Origin of the sequence: Bacteroides caecigallinarum, from assembly GCF_021531075.1 — a bacterium.
Taxonomy (GTDB): domain Bacteria; phylum Bacteroidota; class Bacteroidia; order Bacteroidales; family Bacteroidaceae; genus Phocaeicola; species Phocaeicola caecigallinarum_B.
On the sequence record NZ_JADYTJ010000032.1, the window covers coordinates 18,339 to 37,408 of the forward strand.

The window sequence follows — 19,070 nt, forward strand, 5'->3', positions numbered from 1 at the left end:
AGTTAATATTAGATAACTAGTTGACGAGGTTTCCTAGTACCTACTACCTAGTATCTAGTACCTGATACCTTGTCAGCTCTAATACGGATCTACATCATAATACACCATCAACGACTTGAAACGCTCATCTTCCATTATCGCTCGCTGCACTTGCTGGAGATATGTGCGAATTTTCGACATTGATGCCTGCTGTTCTACTTTTATCACTATCTTCTTGATAAACAGTGTCTGTATTCGCCCTACAGGTGGACGGTCCGGACCAAGTATACGGTCAGCAAGTCCGTTTCGCAGATATGATGCCATACAATTGGCCGCCTGTTCCAGTACATCTTCCTTACGATGCTTGAGATATACATATATCAGTCTGTAGAACGGGGGATAGCGGAACATACTTCGTTCGGCACACTGCTCATCATAAAGTGCATTGTAATCGTTCGTCACCACCTGATGTATTAGCGGAATATCAGGTGATTTGGTCTGAAGCACTACCAGACCGCGTTTGTTCTTACGTCCTGCCCTACCAGATACCTGAGCCATAAGCTGGAATGCTCTCTCGTACGAACGGAAGTCTGGATAGTTAAGCATGGAATCGGCATTCAGAATTCCCACTACACTCACTCTGTCGAAGTCAAGCCCCTTAGAAACCATTTGTGTACCAATTAGTATGTCTGTCCTTCCTTCCTGGAAGTCGTTGATTATTCTTTCATATGCAGTACGCGTACGTGTGGTATCCATGTCCATACGTGCGACTGTTGCATCTGGGAATATCTGTTTTATATCGTCTTCAACCTTTTCTGTACCGAAACCGCGGTTAACAATCTCCACTCCTCCACAAGCCGGACATGATTTGGGCACACTGTATGTATATCCGCAATAATGACATGTCAGCTGATTGAGTCCTTTATGATAGGTAAGGCTCACATCGCAATTCTTGCATTTCGGAACCCATCCACATGTGCGGCACTCTATCATCGGTGCAAATCCGCGACGGTTCTGGAAAAGTATAATCTGTTCCTTGTTCTCGAGCGCCTCTCTCATCTTCTGCAAGAGGAAAGGCGAAAAGTGCCCGGACATACGTCTTTTGCGTGCAAGTTCCTTAATATCTACCACCTCTATTTCCGGCAACTGTATCTGCTGGTATCTTTCCTTCATTTCTACCAGTGAATACTTTCCGTTAGTAGCATTATAATACGACTCCATACTCGGAGTAGCCGTACCAAGAAGAGTTTTCGCGCCATAGAGTGATGCAAGCATTATTGCAGCACTTCGGGCATGATATCGCGGAGCCGGATCCTGCTGCTTATACGATGTTTCATGCTCCTCGTCAACTATCACCAGTCCGAGTCTGCGGAAAGGAAGAAATACTGACGAGCGTACACCAAGTATCACATCATAATCATTTTCAGTAAGCTGTTTTTGCCATATTTCCACACGTTCGGCATCAGGAAATTTTGAATGATATACCCCGAGACGAGATCCGAAGATTCTCTTTAACCGTTCGGTTATCTGCGTGGTAAGGGCAATCTCCGGAAGAAGATAAAGCACCTGCTTTCCTGCTTTGATAACCTCTTCTATCAGATGGATATATACCTCAGTCTTTCCGCTGGCAGTAACTCCATGAATAAGACATATGTTTTTCTGATGGAATGACGACATTATGGAATGGAAAGCCCTTTGTTGGATTTCATTCAGCGGATTCAATGGGGCTGTTTCTGTCTTTCCTGCAGTTAGACGTCCTATCTCGTAGTTATAAATCTCGAATATATGTTTGTCTATAAGACCGTTCAGAATTGATGCCGATGCACCGGAAGCATCCAATAGTGTCTTCTTTGATACCTCTTTCAGAAGTTTTCCTTCCTGCATCCAACCAGACAACTCAATATATTTCATCAGCAGAGCAAGTTGCTTGGGAGCACGTGCCAAAAGGTCAAACTGTTTCTGAAGTATAGCCTCATCGCGCATATTGTCCTGTAACCGTACACGGACTTCTGTCTTAGGTTTATAGTTTCGTTTCAGTTCTTCCTTCACACGGATAGCATCCTTCTCCATCAGCGATTTTATTGCCGGAAGAATGTTCTTTATATTTCCCGCTCGCTCTATCTGGGTGATACACTGTTCTGTATCTACACTCAGGATGTCAAGAATGCGCTGCTCCTTGGGCGAAAGAGGCTCATCTGCCACGAAATCAGGATTGTATTCCACTACCGTTTCACTTTCCAGTTTCATTCCGGATGGAAGTGCAGCCTTATAAACATCACCAAGCGTACACAGATAATACTCTGCCACCCACTTCCAGAAAGCCAACTGGCGTTCCAACATCACAGGAGTCCTATCAAGTACCTCAGATATATCTTTTGTCTCGTATTCCTCCGGTGCCGAATAGTGTATTTTCACAACGATAGCCGTGTAATACTTCTTTACCCCGAAAGGAACTACCACACGACACCCCATCTCCACCTGGTCTTCAAACGACTCAGGCAAAGAATATGTAAACGTATTCGCAATGGGAAGCGGCACTATGACATCGACGTACTTTTTCATACCGCAAAGGTACAAAAAAGGACATGTTGTTGTCTACAAATATTCCCAAACTTTTATAGCTTTGCAGAACTTTAAGTCAACGAAGTTAAACTAATTTTCATACAGGATGAAAAAATATAAAATAGGAATTATCGGTTGCGGTCACATAGCCGAGAAGATGGCTGCCACCATCAACGGAATGCATGAAGCAGAAAGTTACGCTGTGGCATCAAGAAGTATCGAAAAAGCTCAGGCTTTTGCCTCAAAATGGAATTTCAGTAAAGCGTACGGAAGCTATGAAGAGTTGGTTGCCGACAGTGAAATTGATTTGGTTTATATCGCCACACCACACTCGCACCATTACGAGCATGCACGTCTGTGCATAATGAACGGCAAGCCTGTTCTCTGCGAAAAATCATTTACTGCTAATGCACGCCAGGCAGAAGAGCTAATCCGTCTGGCAGAAGAAAAGAATGTATTCATAACAGAAGCTATTTGGACACGCTACATGCCTCTGTCAGTGAAAATGAAGGAACTGCTGGACGAAGGAGTGATAGGCACTCCATATTCACTGTATGCCAGTCTGGGATATGTCTTGGATAAAGTGGAACGAGTCTTGAAGCCGGAATTGGCAGGTGGTGCTCTTTTAGATATTGGAGTCTATACACTTAACTTCGCAGCAATGGCCTTTGGAAGTGAAGTTGCCGATATGAAATCCGTATGTAAGCTTCTTCCTACCGGAACAGACGCACAGGAAAGCATCTCCCTAATATACAAGGATGGTAAAATAGCCAGCCTGCTATCAACTGTTAATGCACAGACTGACAGGATGGGTATTATTTCAGGCGATAAAGGACGTATCATTGTTGAGAATATTAATTGCCCTGAATCAATAAAAGTATACGATACTGACTATAAGCTAATAGCCGAATACAAAGCACCGGAACAGATTACCGGTTTTGAATATCAGGTAAGAGCATCAATTGAAGCTATCGAAAACGGTTGGAAGGAATCTCCTTACATGCCTCACAAGGAAACAATAAGAATAATGCATCAAATGGATGCACTGCGAAAAGAATGGGGAGTGAAATATCCCTGGGATTAATCAAAAATGCCACAAACCGCATTGTCAGTTTGTGGCATTTTCTGATTTTATCAGTCTGTGTATGATATTCTCAATTTATATTTGAAAGGCATAGGAGCTATCTTATAACTTTCCAACGTCATAGGACCGCAACAACCGTTTCCTAGCCCCCTCATCTGTGCATCAAGATGAAGCACTATGTACGTGAATTAGAATAAGTTTGTTCAATACGCAGGATGAGAAAATCACTTTTTAGAGCTTTTTGATTTAAATCAACAGCAATTTGAGGTTAAAAACAGTATCATACTCATGTTTATACCTGATTTTTGTAACATATTAAAACAATAATCCCCTGCTTGCCGCAATCGTATTGCCGACAAACAGGGGATTATTATATAATATTGATTATACTATATCAGAACATATAGGCCAATGATACTTGCCATGAATTCTTGCGGAAGTTATCAACCACATATTCATTGGATTCACTTAAATATTTTCCTGCAATCTTGCTAGCTCCAATATTGTAATTAACGCCCAACTGCAGATGTCTTATCAGCTTCAATCCAACTCCTACATTTACACTTACAGCACATTTTTTACTCTCCAATACAGCATCCACTCCATTATCAAGATTAAATCCGAACTGAGGACCTACTGCTGCAAATACTCCCAGGGTACTGCCCAAACCTACAGTCCACTTCAAGTTTACAGGGACTTCAATAGATTTAAGTTTTTCATCAGCACCATTATATTTCACTCCTGACTGTGAATAAAGTGCAGCAACGTCTACTCCAAGACCAATAATAGGAAGTGTGGCTTCCATCATAGGACCAACAAAGAATCCTGTGGCATTGTCGCCTATTTCAGTAGTTACTTTAGACATATCAATACCACCTTTAAGTCCAAATTTAATCTGTGCCTGTGCAGGAACTGTTATAAGCAAGCACATAAAAACCAATAGAGTTGAAACTAGTTTTTTCATAATTGTTCTATTTTTTTAATTATCAATGGCAAAAATAATGTTTTTATATCAAAACACAAGTTTTTTCTTCAGATTTTACACATTCACGTATAACCGCTACCCTTTAGATTTTAAGATTATTACAATAGTAAATATCATAAGAACGACAAAGAAAAATCCGCTAAACAGAATTTAAACGCTATTTAAATAGTATTTAAACACTGTTCAGCGGATACTGATTTATAAATAAGTTCTTTTACTTATTAAGTTTCCACGTAAATCCGTCTTTGGTATCCTTTACCTCAAATCCCAAGGCTGCCAGATTATCGCGTATCTTGTCGCTTGTGGCCCAATCCTTATTGGCTTTGGCTATCATACGCTGTTCCAGCAACATATCAACCACCTTTCCATAAGCTTCTTCGCGTGCTGCATTGTTTTCTGCATCTGCCTTAAGTCCAAGAATCTCGAAAACAAACATATTGAATACCTGTTTCAGTTCTTCAAGGTCGGCTTCGCTTATTGTTGCTTTCTTGTCGATTACAGTATTTATCATACGTGTAGCATCGAAAAGATGTGATATCACGATAGGAGTATTGAGGTCGTCGTTCATTGCATCATAGCATTTCTCGCGAAGTCCTGCCGGTTCGATACCGCTTGTAGTCTTCGAAGGAGTAATGCGCTCAAGATTCTTCACACCTTCCATTAATCGTTCAAGACCTTTCTCGGCTGCCTGTAGTGCTTCATTACTGAAATCGACAGTACTGCGATAGTGTGCCTGAAGGATGAAGAAACGGATTGTCATAGGCGAATATGCCTGTGCCAGCAATTTGTTGCTACCGGTAAAGAACTCGTCAAGAGTGATGAAATTGCCCAATGACTTACCCATCTTCTGACCGTTGATGGTAATCATATTGTTGTGCATCCAATAGCGTACCATATCATGTCCCTGCGAAGCCACGCTCTGTGCAATCTCACATTCATGATGAGGGAATACAAGGTCCATACCTCCACCGTGAATATCAAATGTCTCGCCCAGATATTTCTTTCCCATAGCAGTACATTCGCAGTGCCATCCCGGGAAACCATCGCTCCACGGCGAAGGCCAGCGCATGATATGTTCAGGCTGTGCACACTTCCAAAGTGCAAAATCGGCAGGATTATGTTTTTCCTGCTGACCGTCCAACTCGCGTGTAGTATTCAGTACATCGTCAAGATTTCTACCCGACAATTTTCCATAGTGATGGTCCTTATTATATTTTGCCACATCGAAATATACAGAACCCTGGCTCTCGTAAGCATATCCGTTCTTAAGGATTTCCTCTACCAGCTGTATCTGCTCTATGATATGTCCCGAAGCATGAGGTTCGATGCTTGGAGGAAGAACGTTAAGAGCCTCCATAGCCTTATGATAGCGATTCAGATAATACTGTACCACTTCCATTGGTTCAAGCTGTTCCAGACGTGCTTTCTTTGCAATCTTGTCTTCACCATCATCCGCATCGTGCTCCAGATGGCCCACGTCAGTAATATTGCGCACATAGCGTACCTTATATCCAATATGAGTGAGATAACGGAAAAGAATATCGAAAGTAATTGCCGGACGTGCATGTCCCAGATGGGCATCGCCATACACGGTTGGTCCACACACATACATGCCCACGTGCGGAGCATGAGCCGGTTTGAAAAGTTCTTTCGTACGGCTCAGTGTATTATAGATTAAAAGTTTATTTTCCATAATGCATAAAATATGTTAGACTGCAAAGTTATAAATAAATTCCATGACGGACATAAACTACCAGTAATTTTCTTTCAATATAACAGTTTAATAGTCTGTTTTACTTCACAATAACCACTCTTCCTTCCGGCTGCAACACTATCGGAACAGAAGATGATTTCTTTATCTTCAGTATCTCCTTTTCAGGCTTACGGTTGTCGGCATCAGCAAACGTAACCTTAAGTTCATTGGCATCATAGTTCACTAAGGACTGCTTTATCCAGTCCTGAACATATGTCTTGTTTACTGTAGACGTAGTTTGTCCAACATAAGAAATATTTGTACTGAAATCGCCAATATTCATAACAAAGCCCAAAATAGTTTCTATGGTTGTTTAGAAGTTACAGCAGTCATCCCTTCACTGCGTTCCGTAATAAGGTAAAGTGTGGCAGTCTCATAAAAAAGAAAAGCCGGCAGTAACTGGTCTGCCGGCTTTCAACTTCTATGTCCGCCCTAACGTGCGATGTCTTACACTAACTTCGACAACTTACACAGGTTCAGGCAAAACCGAACCAACGGCTAACGAAGTTAGATTTAGGTTATATAAGATATTAGTTTGTTTTATTTGAGATTAAGAGTTTAATCTGCTCCTGAGTCAAAACTTCATTATAAACTGCAAAATCATCGAACATGAATGCGGCATCATTATCCTCCCAATCCCAAGCTTGGTTTCCACCTAAGCAGATATATTTCAAATCTGCTCCGTTACTGAATAATCCAGCAATTACATTACCGTCTCCACTACCAGTAACATTCCATTCATTCTTAATTTCTCCGTCCAAATAAACCTTAGCGTTAGTTGCTGTCAAGACTACGGTATAGTAATGCCATTGATTATCAGCAAACCAGTCGTTATCAAAATGATATAGCGTGTTGACATTGTTCACATTCAAATTATCCGGGAAATCACACCATCCGGCGCAATTAATCTGTATTACTCCACGCGACTGGCACGCAAACATAGGGAAAGTATTTAAATACATTTCTTTCGTTGTCCCGTCTTGATATTGTTTAGTTTCCCATTTTGGTACATCTGCATAAGCCGTAAAGATAGGCGCCCATTCATATGCATCTGCATTCTTAGCATTTATCCAGAATGCAATGGTCATTTCCTGTGTTTCTGTAGAGTGAGAAAGTACATCCGTTGGCAACTGAAGATAATGCGTACGTTGAGCACCTGAGCCATTCTGGAACACATCACCCCAAACTTCGCCTTCATTCTGATACTGGCCATCGCCATGAATAGTGCATCCATTATTTTCTGTATTTTCAAAATTGTTGAAATAAACTGCTATAGGTAACTGCGATTCTTCACTTCCTTTTGATACAGGGACATTCATATCGTTATAGGTATTATTTACTAAATCTTTACCAGCATAAACTTCATTGCATTTAGCAGTCTTAGTATAATTTGCAGAAACTTCACCATATGTACCTTTGAAAGAAAGAGTGATATTACTTGATATTGTAGATGTATTCGTAGGGAATACCAAAGCATAAAGATATGCAGTTGCACCGGCAGCTACTTCCAGACCTTCTGCAGGTGTAGCCACTTTTATAGTATAGCTACCATCTGCTACACTGTAAACAGGGTCTTTTCCATATTCCAATACAGCCTGATTACAGAATGGTCCGGAAATGCTTACTTCATTTACTGTAAGAACTTCGTTTTCATTATTAGTAACCTTGAATCTGTATATTGCAGGAAGAACATCAAAACTGATGCTTGCAGTTTTATCACTGCCTACAATACCTGTACCGGACATCAAAACATAATCTTTAAGATGTTCTGTACTGTTCAAGTCTGTTTGCACAAATTGGTCAGGCAGAGTGAATGTCACTTTATTATTAGCACTGATATTGGTTTCAGCCAAAGGAGATACAGCCCAGATAACGTCATTTTCAGCATACTCTCGTGACAAACCTGTTGTAATCTGGAGCTGTGCCTGTTTCTTATTCTCCGCATTTGGAGTTACGGTAGTAGCAGAATAGTTCTTATTATCTTTAAAACCAACAAAAGAATTGTTGCTCCATACGAATGACTTCATCTCATCTTGAGATTGATCCCAGGCAAAAGCAAGAGTTTGATTGCCATCGCTATTTATATCCCAATGAGCCCTTGACTCGGTACCACCTTTATTTACTTCACCAGTCAAAGAAATATAATATCCTTCGCCACTTACAGAAGTTAATCCTTCTTCAATCTCGTTTACGCATGATGTTGCGAAAACTGAAGCTACTACACATGAAAGTGCAATAAAACGATTTGTATGTATCATAGTTGTACCTTTTTAAAATTAATTTTCAAATAAACTATTTACACCGGTTTCATAGAATCCCGCACTTACACCATAAGTCGGATCATCCACCGTTCCTGTAGGATTACTGGAACATAACACACCTTCATTCTGCACGCTATAAGCAACTGTCATAGGTGCCACATAAGTTTCTTTCATGCATGAAGAAACCATTGTTTCTGTTTTTAAGACTCTTTGATCTTTCATCTTTTATAGTTTTAAGGGTTATAAATATAAGTCTATATACTCAATCTTCCGAGTTTAATATATCTCTACCTCAGGCCATCCGTCTGAAGTCCAATTAATCTCGCGGATAATCAGTTTCGGAGTACCATTTTCTTTCGTAGAATAGGCATGAGCTATGAAATATGATTTACCATCAAACTCATATGCAGCACAATGACCGATTCCCGCCCAATCTTTGTTACCTTTCACCAATATTGTTCCTCCTCCATGTTCCATCGATTTTCCGTCACGGTCAAGGTACGGACCACAAACTTTTTTAGAACGACCTACAGCGACTTTATAATCACTCTTCAACCCACGGCAACAATAATCAAACGAAACGAACAGGTAGTAATATTCGCCATGTTTCATTATAAATGGAGCTTCAACAGCACCATCGCCTGCATCCTCAGCCTTCACATTGACAGAGCGCTGACGGCGTGATATAGAATACCACTCCTGTGGTTCAGCCACAGCATTAAGGTCATCAGTAAGACGTACCAGCTTTATTCCATCCCAGAAAGAGCCGAAAGACATCCACGGAGTGCCTTTCTCGTCTATGATTATATTAGGGTCGATAGCGTTCCATGAATCACGGTTCGGAACAGACTGAATCACCTTACCGTGGTCGGTCCACTTGAAACGCGGGTCTTTACGGTCGAGAGTGGGAGTTGTGGCATGCCCGATGGCAGATGTATTCTTTCCGAAAGCCGAACAGGAATAAAACAGGTGGTACAGGCCTCCGTGATAAATCACGTCCGGTGCCCATGTATGCCCGTTATATCCGTCAATCAAGTCTACAGCCCATTGGGGTGCTTCTGCAAAGACAGACGGTTCGAACTTCCAGTTCTTCATATCACGCGAGGACATCACGCTTATCCCCTGCCCCGTGGCAAAGAGATAATATGTATCTTTTTCTTTTATCATCACCGGGTCGTGAGTCATTACCTTATCGACGGTGATAATATCATCCGCTGCTGCCCGCGCTTGGACGGGCAAAATAGCGAATGATGAACCAACAATAAATGCCGTTAATAACCGGATTCTAAGTTTCATATATTATGATTTTTTCTTCATCCAATTAGTTATGCTTCCGCTATTTTCATAACCACCACCAACGATAGTTACCTTACGCGGATTTGCTTCCCAGTCTACTTCTCGCTGGATATATATTTTATTTGTTCCTATTGAAATCACATTATTTTCTGCATCGAACGACCATGCAACATCATTACCCCAAGCTTCTGAAGTAACTTTTCCGTCCTCACCCAATGTTATAACTTTAGAAGCATACTGTGTGGCATTACTATCATTAGTACTATTATCTCTTGTTGGCTTAAACTGTATAAGTTCCCAGTTACCAACGAGTTCAGATCTAGATATTGCCACCTGAGGCACTGCTCCATAACGTTCCGGCATTACAACAGGCCATCCTTCTTCAGTCCAGCGTATGCTGCGTACATGTCCCATCATAATAGAGTTACTATACTCATTTCCTCCTACATTTGCAGGGAATCTACCTTGTGAAGTATAGAACCAGTTACCGTTTCCATCATCAAAGATACCACAATGTGATATACCTACCCATCCATAACCACTACTGAACTTATATGGTGCGGTTACAGCCGGATACATATCCTCTCCACTGGTCGCCTGATTACCTTTCATATCCACATATGGTCCATCAGGATTTTCAGAACGTACTACACGTGTATTATAAGCTACGGCAAGCTGGCCATAAGCAATAAACATATAATAATATCCTGTCTGAGGATTATAGATTACATCCGGACCTTCAGAGCCCTGCCAACGATTGTTATTTCTTTTAGCAACAAGTTTACCGTATGTATTTGCGTTCCAATCAGATATCGCCCAAGGTTTATTCAATTCTGCCTGTGGTTTTCCTGTTTCAGGATTAATCTGAACGGCAGCAAAACCGCTATGCCATGAACCGTAAATCATCCAATGTTCTCCACTTTCTGTTATTACATATGCAGGGTCGATAGCATTGAAATAGAAATAAGCATCCCAATCTGATAGACTAGCTCTACTCCATCCATCCAATGCCTTATCAGATGAAGAGCATACCACCATTCCCTTATCTTCCCATACGTTTGAAGCAGGATCTGATGTTTCCATAAGACCGATAAACGCACGTTCTGTCCATGAATTGTCAAAATTACTTTCAGTATTAATAGCACCTGTCTTTATATAATTATCAATCACAATGCTGTAATACATTCTGTAGAGTCCGTCTCTTACTTTTCTTACTACCGGAGCCCAATAACCATATGCAGGTTCTTCTATAGGTTCCAATCCCATTTCAGCCCTATACTCATTAAGTTTTATTTTAACCCATTCTGGTGTATCAAGCATTGTAGCTCCAAGATATTCCCATTCAACCAAGTCTTTTGATCTGCGACAATGGAAGTGTCCGTGTCCTTCATGAGCATTACCGTATGAAGCATCTGTCTGGTACATATAGTAATAACCGTCTTCAGCCTTGAATACAGAAGGGTCGTGAACATTTGCCAAATTCCACTGTTTACGCATATCCCATGTCGCAATAGAGGTATAGTTATCATCATAATCCGGAGCCACGTAGTTTTCAAGCTGTTCTTCAAGACTTACGTCGGCGGTAGTCGCTGTAATAGTTTCAGAATATATGTAACGGCTATTACCGTAGATATAAGCACGTACATAATAAGGAGTATTGCTTTTCAGGCCTGAAATAGTAACACTAAAATTCCCGTCCGCATCCAAAACATTATCTTTAATAGTAGGATTCTGAACATTCAAGCTATAGCAGAAACCTTTTTTCACTACATTATTTACATCGCCGCCAGCAGAAGATGTTACGGTCAAAGAAAAACCAGTCTTTTCACTTACAACAGGAGCTGACGCTGTTATACCGCTGTCGCTGCTGTATTCTATATTATCCAATCCATCGGTACAAGCTGTAAAGCCGAAAACCGTAAATAAGGACATCAAAAAGTATGATATTTTTTTCATTTGATTATTTTGTTTAAACATACCGCTACTCCAAAAGAGTAACGGCATGTATTGTTATAAAAAACTTATTCGAAAACGAGATGACAACCATCAACAGAAAGTGCAAAATACAAATCATCAAGATCTATTGCATTAGCGCCCAAATAATATTGTGTATCAAGTTGGTTGTCATTACCAATCATCTCAATCTGAACATCAGCTGTTCCATTACCGCAGTTTGTGACATAAACTGTAACTTCAGCACCATTCATGCTTTGAAGCCATTCTTCCCATGTCTGGTTTACCCATTGTGTTCCGCTGTGAGGGAACGGTATCTCAACATCAGCAGCGTTCCTTCCATAATTATCAGCACGAAGCCAATAGTACAGACTATTATCATTCTTTCTAAGAGCTACAATAAAGTTATTCCAGTTACCCGATAGATTACTATAATTAGTAAAGCTTACAGATTTTGTTTCTCCTACAGCCACTTTAAAATTATCAGTATAAGCTTGTAAGAAACCTGTACTGTTATCTGTTGCTCCTACAGTGCCTGTATAACTAACCGGTGAGACTTGAGATTCCTGAACTGTTATACTGACTTCTGCAATAATGCCCTCGCCAGCAGTAATAGTTACTTTATGAGTACCAGCAGTAGCCGGGATAGCTGAGAAAGTAAGTCTTGAGTTATCAAGAACTCTTTGTTTTCCGGTAGATTCAGTAGCCGTAACAACCATTCCTGTAGGATCGAAAGCCATAGTTCGATCTGTCAATGCTTCCGTTGCTTTTGTTGTGTAATAATAGTATGTAGTATGTGATGGTGGAGTTGTTACTTCAATAGATTCAATACTTTCAACAACTTCAAACTTGGCATTTGCCATAACAGGTTTATCACAGTTCTCACCTCTAAAGGTTTTATTATACGCAGCAACCAAAGTTTTTTGTCCTGGAGTATTCATATCAGGAATTGCATAGAAACTAAGTTCTGAAGCTGCTACAGTTTTTGTCACATCTTCAAAAGTAACTACAGCAGTAACTCCTGCCATTGCTTCTTCAAGTGAAGTACCTACATTTACGTATTGCGGTACATCCCGTAGTTCCATAGATTCCGGATTCTTGTCTTCAGAAATACTACCACCAGTTGTTCCGATTTTAGAACTTAGGAAATCAATATAAGATCCTTCTACAACAAGAAAACATCTTATATTGGTATTGCTTTCTTCAGCATTCAAGTTCTCCAACTCATATGGTTGTTCATAAGTTTTAGTAACAACTCCATTTGTCATCGTAACAACAAAAAAGTCATTTATTGTCCTGTCAACTGTAAGTGTCACTTTTCCTCCAAGTTTTTCAATACCTTCATCAGTATCTGTTTCGAAAGTAAGATTACTTTGTACATAAGAACGATCTATATAATCTCCCCACTCTGAATTACCTGTAGGTTGATGGTCGAAACGTATTGCCCCATACTCTTTATATCCTTCGCCACCACGGTCTACATCATTCGTAAGGATAAGAGCAAAATTCTTATAAGTATTTGTTGCATTCGGGTTAATATGAAGCTCAAACTCAGCAGTAAATATTCTACCATCCGGAATTACATAATACTTTGAGAAATCAGTCCACCATCCGCTGGAAAAATCTGTTTTACCAAATGTATATACATCTTCATCAGTCTGACTATTAGCATCTTCTATTTCCTGAACTTTGTCGGAAATCCAATCCGGAGCATCAACTTCGAAGATTTCTCCTCCTTCGCAACCTGCCAATGTAAACAGTCCAAAAGCTGCAGAGCAACATGCTAATGCTATTTTATTATAGTTTTTCATTGTCTTAAACATAATTAGGTTATTTATTCATTTAAATCAACTACAGGACGTACTGTCCATCCTTTTTCTCTGAAATAGACTGAGTTGTCAGAACTGTTGTTTGCAGAGTTTCCTTCAAGATTAGGGTTCTTATTTGTCAATGTCTGAACAATAGGCAGAAACTCATGACCTGTGATATAGGTATCAAATGAACTCTTCAATTCCGGATCAGACGATATATTGGCGTAACTTACCGGTTCTTTTATATTCTTTGTAGAACGACGGAATGTTCCATGCTCTTTAAGCTGCTGCAAACGACCGTTATCGTAGAAGAATCCCCATCTGATCAAATCGAATCCACGACCAAATTCACAACCAAATTCCTTAGGTCTTTCAACATTTGCTATCTGTTCGAAAAGTTTATCAGCTGTATCAAAGTCTTCAAGTTCCAGGTCAGGCAAATCAGCACGGCCACGAACTTCATTAATCCAGTCAATAGCTCTCTGTGTAGGACCGTTAACTTCATTCTCGCATTCTGCTGCACGAAGCAATACATCAGAATAACGCATCAGGCGAATGTTTATACCGTCGCGCAAACCTGTAACAACTGTGCTATACAAGCCAGTACGGAGATTTGTAAATTTGGCTATAGGCAATCCACCGTTAGTATTATTGGTATAAATATCCTCTGTAGAAGAAAGAGTATGAGTATAGGCTACATTTCCAAATTCAAAACCTTCCCAATCTGTTTCATATGTACCGATAGTCCAGTAAAGACGTGGATCAAGTTTGCCGTCTTTAGTTTTTTCTTCTTTAAAAAGATGATATAACCAAGGAGAAGCAGAAATATCGGCCCATCCGCCATATACTCCGGGAGCAAAGTTACTCTCTATGGCAGAACCTTGTGTTGCATTAGGACTTGTATTTACCGGAGTCCATTCATCGTCTGTTCCCTGTGAACCATAATCCAGGAACTGTACTTCGAAAAGACTTTCGTCATTGTTTTCGTAAGCAGAACCTTCTCTGAAGTTATCACCATAGTTATCCATCAATCTATATGTACCATACTTCTTGTCGATAATGTCTGTCAGAACTGTAAGCGCCTCTGAGAATTTATGGCGAACCATCAGAGTACGTGCATAATAGCCGGCTGCAGAACCACAAGTGGCACGTCCGCCAGACCATTCACCACCCATATCGCGAGATGGAAGCAAGCCCATAGCACCAAGGAAATCCTCTTCTACCTGGTCGAGTACCTCATCGTAAGAACTATTCTTGCCATAAAGACCTTCAAGTGAAGAATAACCCTCATAATCAGTTATAAGAGGTGGATTCTGATAATAACCTACCAGATTGTAATAAGACAAACCTCTGAGGAACAAAGCCTGACCTTTAATGCGTCGCATGCTTTCAGAAAGTTTACTGTTGTCTTCGTCACAACGTGAAAGGATAAAGTTACATACATTAATAGTATAATACCACTCGCGCCAGGGCCACCATGTGATATCAGAAGTAACTTCTGCGTTCAAGTCATCGAAAGGCAGATACCATACCTGTGAAGAGTTCCATGCTTCATCACCACGGCATACGTCGATAGTATAACCTACACGTGCATAAGAACCTTCCATACGTATATGATTATAAGCAGCAATAACACTTTCCTCCAAATCATCGGCATTGAAACCGAAAGTGCTTGAAGTCTGTTGGTTTGGATTCACCATCTCCAATCTGTCCACACAAGAAGTCATGATTCCAAGACCAAAGAATAGAGCCAATGAATATTTATTGAGTTTCATAATATATTTTTTTGGTATTTAGATACTGAATAAAGATTAGAATGTAAAATGAACACCACACATGAATGTACGTGCTGTTGGATATGAACAGAAGTTATAACCAGGAGTAAATGTACCACCTGCAAAGTCCACATTATAACCATGATAACCGGTAAATGTATGCAAGTTCTGTGCAGATACGTATAGACGTACATCGGATACATATTTACCGAACCATTCATTAGGGAAGTTATAACCTAATTCCACATTTGCAATTTTCCAATAAGCTGCATTCTGAATCTTACGCTGGCTGAAGAGGTCATTCCATGCAAGGCTGGCATTATTGGTTATGTAAGTACGTGGAACATCTGAGATATAAGTGCTTCCATCTTCACTGAAACGGTTGGCATCAAGAATGGCAACAGCTTTATTACCCCAACCATAGCAAGAATTCAAGGAGTTGTAGATATCGTCACTTACATGATAGTTCAAAGCACCGAAAGTAGAGATACTCAAATCAAAACCTTTATATTCAAAACGTGCGCTAAGACCGAAGTTTACCTTTGGCAGACCGCTACCAAGTACAACCTGGTCGTATGCGTCTACCTTACCGTCAGGAGTACCATCCGGGCCACTTACGTCTTTATAAAGGCAGTCACCAACCTGTGCACCTTCCTGCACTGCATGATTATCAAGATCTTCCTGTGTACGAGCTATACCTTCGTATACCCAACCGTAGAACTGACCTATCTCTTCTCCAACATTTGTTATATATGATCCGGAGATATAAGAATCTGTACCGAAACCTAATGAAGTTACACGGTTTTTCAATGTACTGAGGTTACCAGAGAATTCATATTTGAAAGGATTGTCATGATTACGATAAGTAGCAGAGAATTCAAAACCGGAGTTTTCCATCGATGCGGCATTCATTGTTACCGTAGTATTTGAAACACCGGCCTGTTCTGGAACAGGAACTGCATACAACAAATCTGTACTTGTGTTCTTATACCATTCAGCAGTGAACTCCAATCTGTTACGGAAGAATGCGAGGTCAACACCAACGTTGTATGTTTTCTTCTTTTCCCATGCCAGATTATTATCCACAAAAGTAGAAATGGCAGAACCTGTGACAGGTGAATTATTAAAGTTGTAAGTCATATTGTTACGCGACATTACTGCCTGATACATATACTCACCTATATTCTCATTACCAAGTTCACCATAGCTACCACGAACCTTAAACATATTCACTACATCCGTATTGAAAGGGAAGAAATTTTCCTTATCAAAACGCCAACCCAAAGATACTGAAGGGAAAGTTCCCCAACGTATGCTTCTAGTCAGACGTGAGCTTGCATCTCTACGAACTGTTGCAGAGAACAAATATCTGTCATCGTAATTATAATTGATACGACCGATATAAGACAAGATGGCGTGCTTATATTCGAAACTTTCTGAATAAGTATCGGCTCCATTCTGAAGTTGCAAGAAATAAGGTTCTGTAAAATTAAGTCCCCATCCTGTCAACAAGTCTGTATTTTCTTCTTCGAAAGTCTGACCGGCAATAACATTTATATGATGATTTCCTATTGTACCATCATAAGTAAGGACATTCTCTATCAAAGCATCCGAGTATATACGTGAAGCTTTTGTCAGACGTTCATTGCTTTTTGCCAAATAAACACGGTTACTCTGTACCCATGAAGGAATCCATGTAAAATCCTTGCAGTTAGTCTTACTATAAGAAAGATTCAATTTATAATTAAGTTTATGATTTTTGCTGTCAACACCAATCATTTTTAGAAGGTCCACATCTGCCGATGCAGTTCCCACAAATCTGTCAACACGTGTATTACGCTGCATCAGATTATTTATAAGCAATGGGTTGGATGCAGAGATATCGCCATGTATATCATCATAATAAACTCCATAACCATAAGCATCGTAATTGAAGTCTTTTGCAATACCTACTTTGTCGTCCAATACCCATGTAGACTCGTCATAGGCCTTTATGGTAGGCTGCATAAGCAATGTTCCACGAAGAACATTAGTTACGTCACCATATAATCCCTGAACATATTCCGAAGCATTCGACAATCCCATGTTATCCTGATCTGAATGAGAATAAACGATACTGGTATGGAACTTCACAAACTTAGTGTCCATTGTATTATTTACACGTGCTGTAAAACGTTCATAATTAGGACCTGCTCCTTCAAGAGTTCCTTTCTGGTTAAAATAGTCCAATGCTACGTTATATGTATTATGTGCACCACCACCTGAAAGGTTCACATTATGATTTTGGCGGATACCAGTCTTGAATACTTCTTTAAACCAATCAGTATTGGTATTATCCTGAAAACGGTATTTTCCGGTTTCGCTATCCAACTTATATCCTCCGGGAATAGGAGTATCAGAGTTAACGCAAGCCTGACCAACGTACTGGCTATACTGGTCAGCATCCATTACATCGTATACATTGTTAGGGATATAATCTACACCAAAATATCCATTATAATCCACTTTAAGAGGCTGGTCTTTCTGACCACGTTTTGTAGTAATGATAACCACACCGTTTGCAGCACGAGAACCATAGATAGCTGCTGCCGATGCATCCTTCAGAACCTGGATAGTTTCGATATCATTTGAAGAGAAATCGCGTATGGAAGTTCCCATCGGAACGCCGTCTATTACATAAAGAGGTGCTGTGCTTCCAAATGATCCAATACCACGGATACGTACGGAAGGATCTGCTCCAGGCTGACCATCAGATGTAATCTGTACACCTGCAACCTTTCCTTCGAGCATAGAAGAAATATTTGAGTGTGAAACCTGCTTCAATGCTTCAGCATCTACTACAGATACAGAACCTGTTAAATCGGATTTTTTCTGTGTACCATAACCCACGACAACAACCTGCTCAAGCATCAAATCATCTGTCTGCAATTGAATAGGCTCAAGAACAGCTCTATTGCGAACAGCAATCTCACGATCTTTATAACCTACATAACTTACCAGAAGAACTGCATTACCAGGAACATCCAATTGGAAATTTCCATCCAAGTCTGTTGTTGTTCCGGTTTGTCCATCTTTAATTCTGATAGTAGCTCCCAATAATGGTAAACCCTGATCGTCAATAACCTGACCACGAACCTTTATTGTTGGTGATTGCGCTACAGCAGCAATGGCCGATACTGGATACATCATCATACCTCCAAAGCCACATAAACCAAGCATTGCAGAAAAAATTAATTGTTTTTTCATTTTTAATGGTATTAAATTAAATTTTAATAGACTACTAGATTACTCTAGCCTAACAAAGATGTTTTTTAATTCGCTAGTTCAAAAATTTATATCACATCGAATCCTGTCAAATGAAATTCAAAAGACGTTTTACCGTATGATATCGTATTCTACATACTATATCGTCAATACCGACGAATAATTCCAACGCATTTTTCATAATACAACATTTTAAAATTATACAAAAGATTTTTAACACTGCAAATATAGGAGTCAAAGTGAAAAATGATAGTGGACAAAAAAAGATAATAAGTGGACAAAAATGCAAAAGTTCATTTTTTACATTAGTCCACCTATTACAAAAGATTTATGTTTATATGTAATTC

At 40.0% G+C, this 19,070-nt stretch carries 13 protein-coding genes; 1 reads left to right on the forward strand and 12 read right to left on the reverse strand.

The genetic code is table 11. The annotated features are described in order from the left end of the window. Nucleotides 1-78: 78 nt before the first annotated feature. Nucleotides 79-2,541 carry a replication restart helicase PriA gene (gene priA / locus I6E11_RS09585; protein WP_235337829.1) on the reverse strand — a complete coding sequence of 821 codons (2,463 nt, stop codon included), beginning with the start codon at nt 2,539-2,541 and terminating at the stop codon, nt 79-81. Between the two features lie 106 nt (nt 2,542-2,647). On the opposite strand from priA, the gene I6E11_RS09590 reads away from it, so the two are divergent. Beyond that, nucleotides 2,648-3,625 (forward strand): Gfo/Idh/MocA family protein, encoded by a 978-nt coding sequence (locus I6E11_RS09590; RefSeq protein ID WP_235337830.1) that lies wholly within the window; start codon nt 2,648-2,650, stop codon nt 3,623-3,625. A 50-nt stretch (nt 3,626-3,675) separates the two neighbouring features. Here the strand turns inward: I6E11_RS09590 and I6E11_RS15335 are convergent, their stop codons facing one another. The 11 genes from I6E11_RS15335 to I6E11_RS09640 all read right to left on the reverse strand — a co-directional run bounded on the left by I6E11_RS15335 (nt 3,676) and on the right by I6E11_RS09640 (nt 18,705). After that, nucleotides 3,676-3,801, reverse strand: coding sequence for a beta-galactosidase small subunit-related protein (locus I6E11_RS15335; RefSeq protein ID WP_394800124.1), 126 nt, complete (start codon nt 3,799-3,801; stop codon nt 3,676-3,678). A 218-nt stretch (nt 3,802-4,019) separates the two neighbouring features. Further along, nucleotides 4,020-4,589: a porin family protein gene (locus tag I6E11_RS09595; protein ID WP_235337831.1), complete on the reverse strand. Its 570-nt coding sequence runs from the start codon at nt 4,587-4,589 to the stop codon at nt 4,020-4,022. Between the two features lie 235 nt (nt 4,590-4,824). Then, the gene (gene cysS / locus I6E11_RS09600; protein ID WP_235337832.1) at nt 4,825-6,303 is read right to left on the reverse strand and encodes a cysteine--tRNA ligase; all 1,479 of its coding nucleotides are present in this window, start codon (nt 6,301-6,303) and stop codon (nt 4,825-4,827) included. Nucleotides 6,304-6,403: 100 nt separating this feature from the next. Next, the gene (locus tag I6E11_RS09605; protein WP_235337833.1) at nt 6,404-6,646 is read right to left on the reverse strand and encodes a hypothetical protein; all 243 of its coding nucleotides are present in this window, start codon (nt 6,644-6,646) and stop codon (nt 6,404-6,406) included. Between the two features lie 247 nt (nt 6,647-6,893). Next, nucleotides 6,894-8,621: a LamG-like jellyroll fold domain-containing protein gene (locus I6E11_RS09610; RefSeq protein WP_235337834.1), complete on the reverse strand. Its 1,728-nt coding sequence runs from the start codon at nt 8,619-8,621 to the stop codon at nt 6,894-6,896. Between the two features lie 18 nt (nt 8,622-8,639). Next, the gene (locus tag I6E11_RS09615) at nt 8,640-8,846 is read right to left on the reverse strand and encodes a hypothetical protein (RefSeq protein ID WP_235337835.1); all 207 of its coding nucleotides are present in this window, start codon (nt 8,844-8,846) and stop codon (nt 8,640-8,642) included. Between the two features lie 54 nt (nt 8,847-8,900). Beyond that, entirely contained in the window at nt 8,901-9,920 is a 1,020-nt protein-coding gene (locus tag I6E11_RS09620) for an arabinan endo-1,5-alpha-L-arabinosidase (RefSeq protein ID WP_235337836.1), read from the reverse strand. A gap of 3 nt (nt 9,921-9,923) precedes the next feature. Continuing rightward, nucleotides 9,924-11,876, reverse strand: a complete 1,953-nt coding sequence (locus I6E11_RS09625; RefSeq protein WP_235337837.1) for an arabinan endo-1,5-alpha-L-arabinosidase — start codon at nt 11,874-11,876, stop codon at nt 9,924-9,926. A 65-nt stretch (nt 11,877-11,941) separates the two neighbouring features. Then, entirely contained in the window at nt 11,942-13,684 is a 1,743-nt protein-coding gene (locus I6E11_RS09630) for a bacterial Ig-like domain-containing protein (RefSeq protein WP_235337838.1), read from the reverse strand. 23 nt (nt 13,685-13,707) lie between these two features. Then, nucleotides 13,708-15,459 carry a RagB/SusD family nutrient uptake outer membrane protein gene (locus tag I6E11_RS09635; protein WP_235337839.1) on the reverse strand — a complete coding sequence of 584 codons (1,752 nt, stop codon included), beginning with the start codon at nt 15,457-15,459 and terminating at the stop codon, nt 13,708-13,710. Between the two features lie 36 nt (nt 15,460-15,495). After that, nucleotides 15,496-18,705, reverse strand: coding sequence for a SusC/RagA family TonB-linked outer membrane protein (locus tag I6E11_RS09640; protein WP_235337840.1), 3,210 nt, complete (start codon nt 18,703-18,705; stop codon nt 15,496-15,498). Nucleotides 18,706-19,070 lie beyond the last annotated feature (365 nt).

Bases quoted from the DNA above. Each gene is read 5' to 3' on its own strand.
- priA (WP_235337829.1), bottom strand. From the start codon at position 2,541: ATGAAAAAGTACGTCGATGTCATAGTGCCGCTTCCCATTGCGAATACG.
- I6E11_RS09590 (WP_235337830.1), top strand. From the start codon at position 2,648: ATGAAAAAATATAAAATAGGAATTATCGGTTGCGGTCACATAGCCGAG.
- I6E11_RS09595 (WP_235337831.1), bottom strand. From the start codon at position 4,589: ATGAAAAAACTAGTTTCAACTCTATTGGTTTTTATGTGCTTGCTTATA.
- cysS (WP_235337832.1), bottom strand. From the start codon at position 6,303: ATGGAAAATAAACTTTTAATCTATAATACACTGAGCCGTACGAAAGAA.
- I6E11_RS09605 (WP_235337833.1), bottom strand. From the start codon at position 6,646: ATGAATATTGGCGATTTCAGTACAAATATTTCTTATGTTGGACAAACT.
- I6E11_RS09610 (WP_235337834.1), bottom strand. From the start codon at position 8,621: ATGATACATACAAATCGTTTTATTGCACTTTCATGTGTAGTAGCTTCA.
- I6E11_RS09615 (WP_235337835.1), bottom strand. From the start codon at position 8,846: ATGAAAGATCAAAGAGTCTTAAAAACAGAAACAATGGTTTCTTCATGC.
- I6E11_RS09620 (WP_235337836.1), bottom strand. From the start codon at position 9,920: ATGAAACTTAGAATCCGGTTATTAACGGCATTTATTGTTGGTTCATCA.
- I6E11_RS09625 (WP_235337837.1), bottom strand. From the start codon at position 11,876: ATGAAAAAAATATCATACTTTTTGATGTCCTTATTTACGGTTTTCGGC.
- I6E11_RS09630 (WP_235337838.1), bottom strand. From the start codon at position 13,684: ATGAAAAACTATAATAAAATAGCATTAGCATGTTGCTCTGCAGCTTTT.
- I6E11_RS09635 (WP_235337839.1), bottom strand. From the start codon at position 15,459: ATGAAACTCAATAAATATTCATTGGCTCTATTCTTTGGTCTTGGAATC.
- I6E11_RS09640 (WP_235337840.1), bottom strand. From the start codon at position 18,705: ATGAAAAAACAATTAATTTTTTCTGCAATGCTTGGTTTATGTGGCTTT.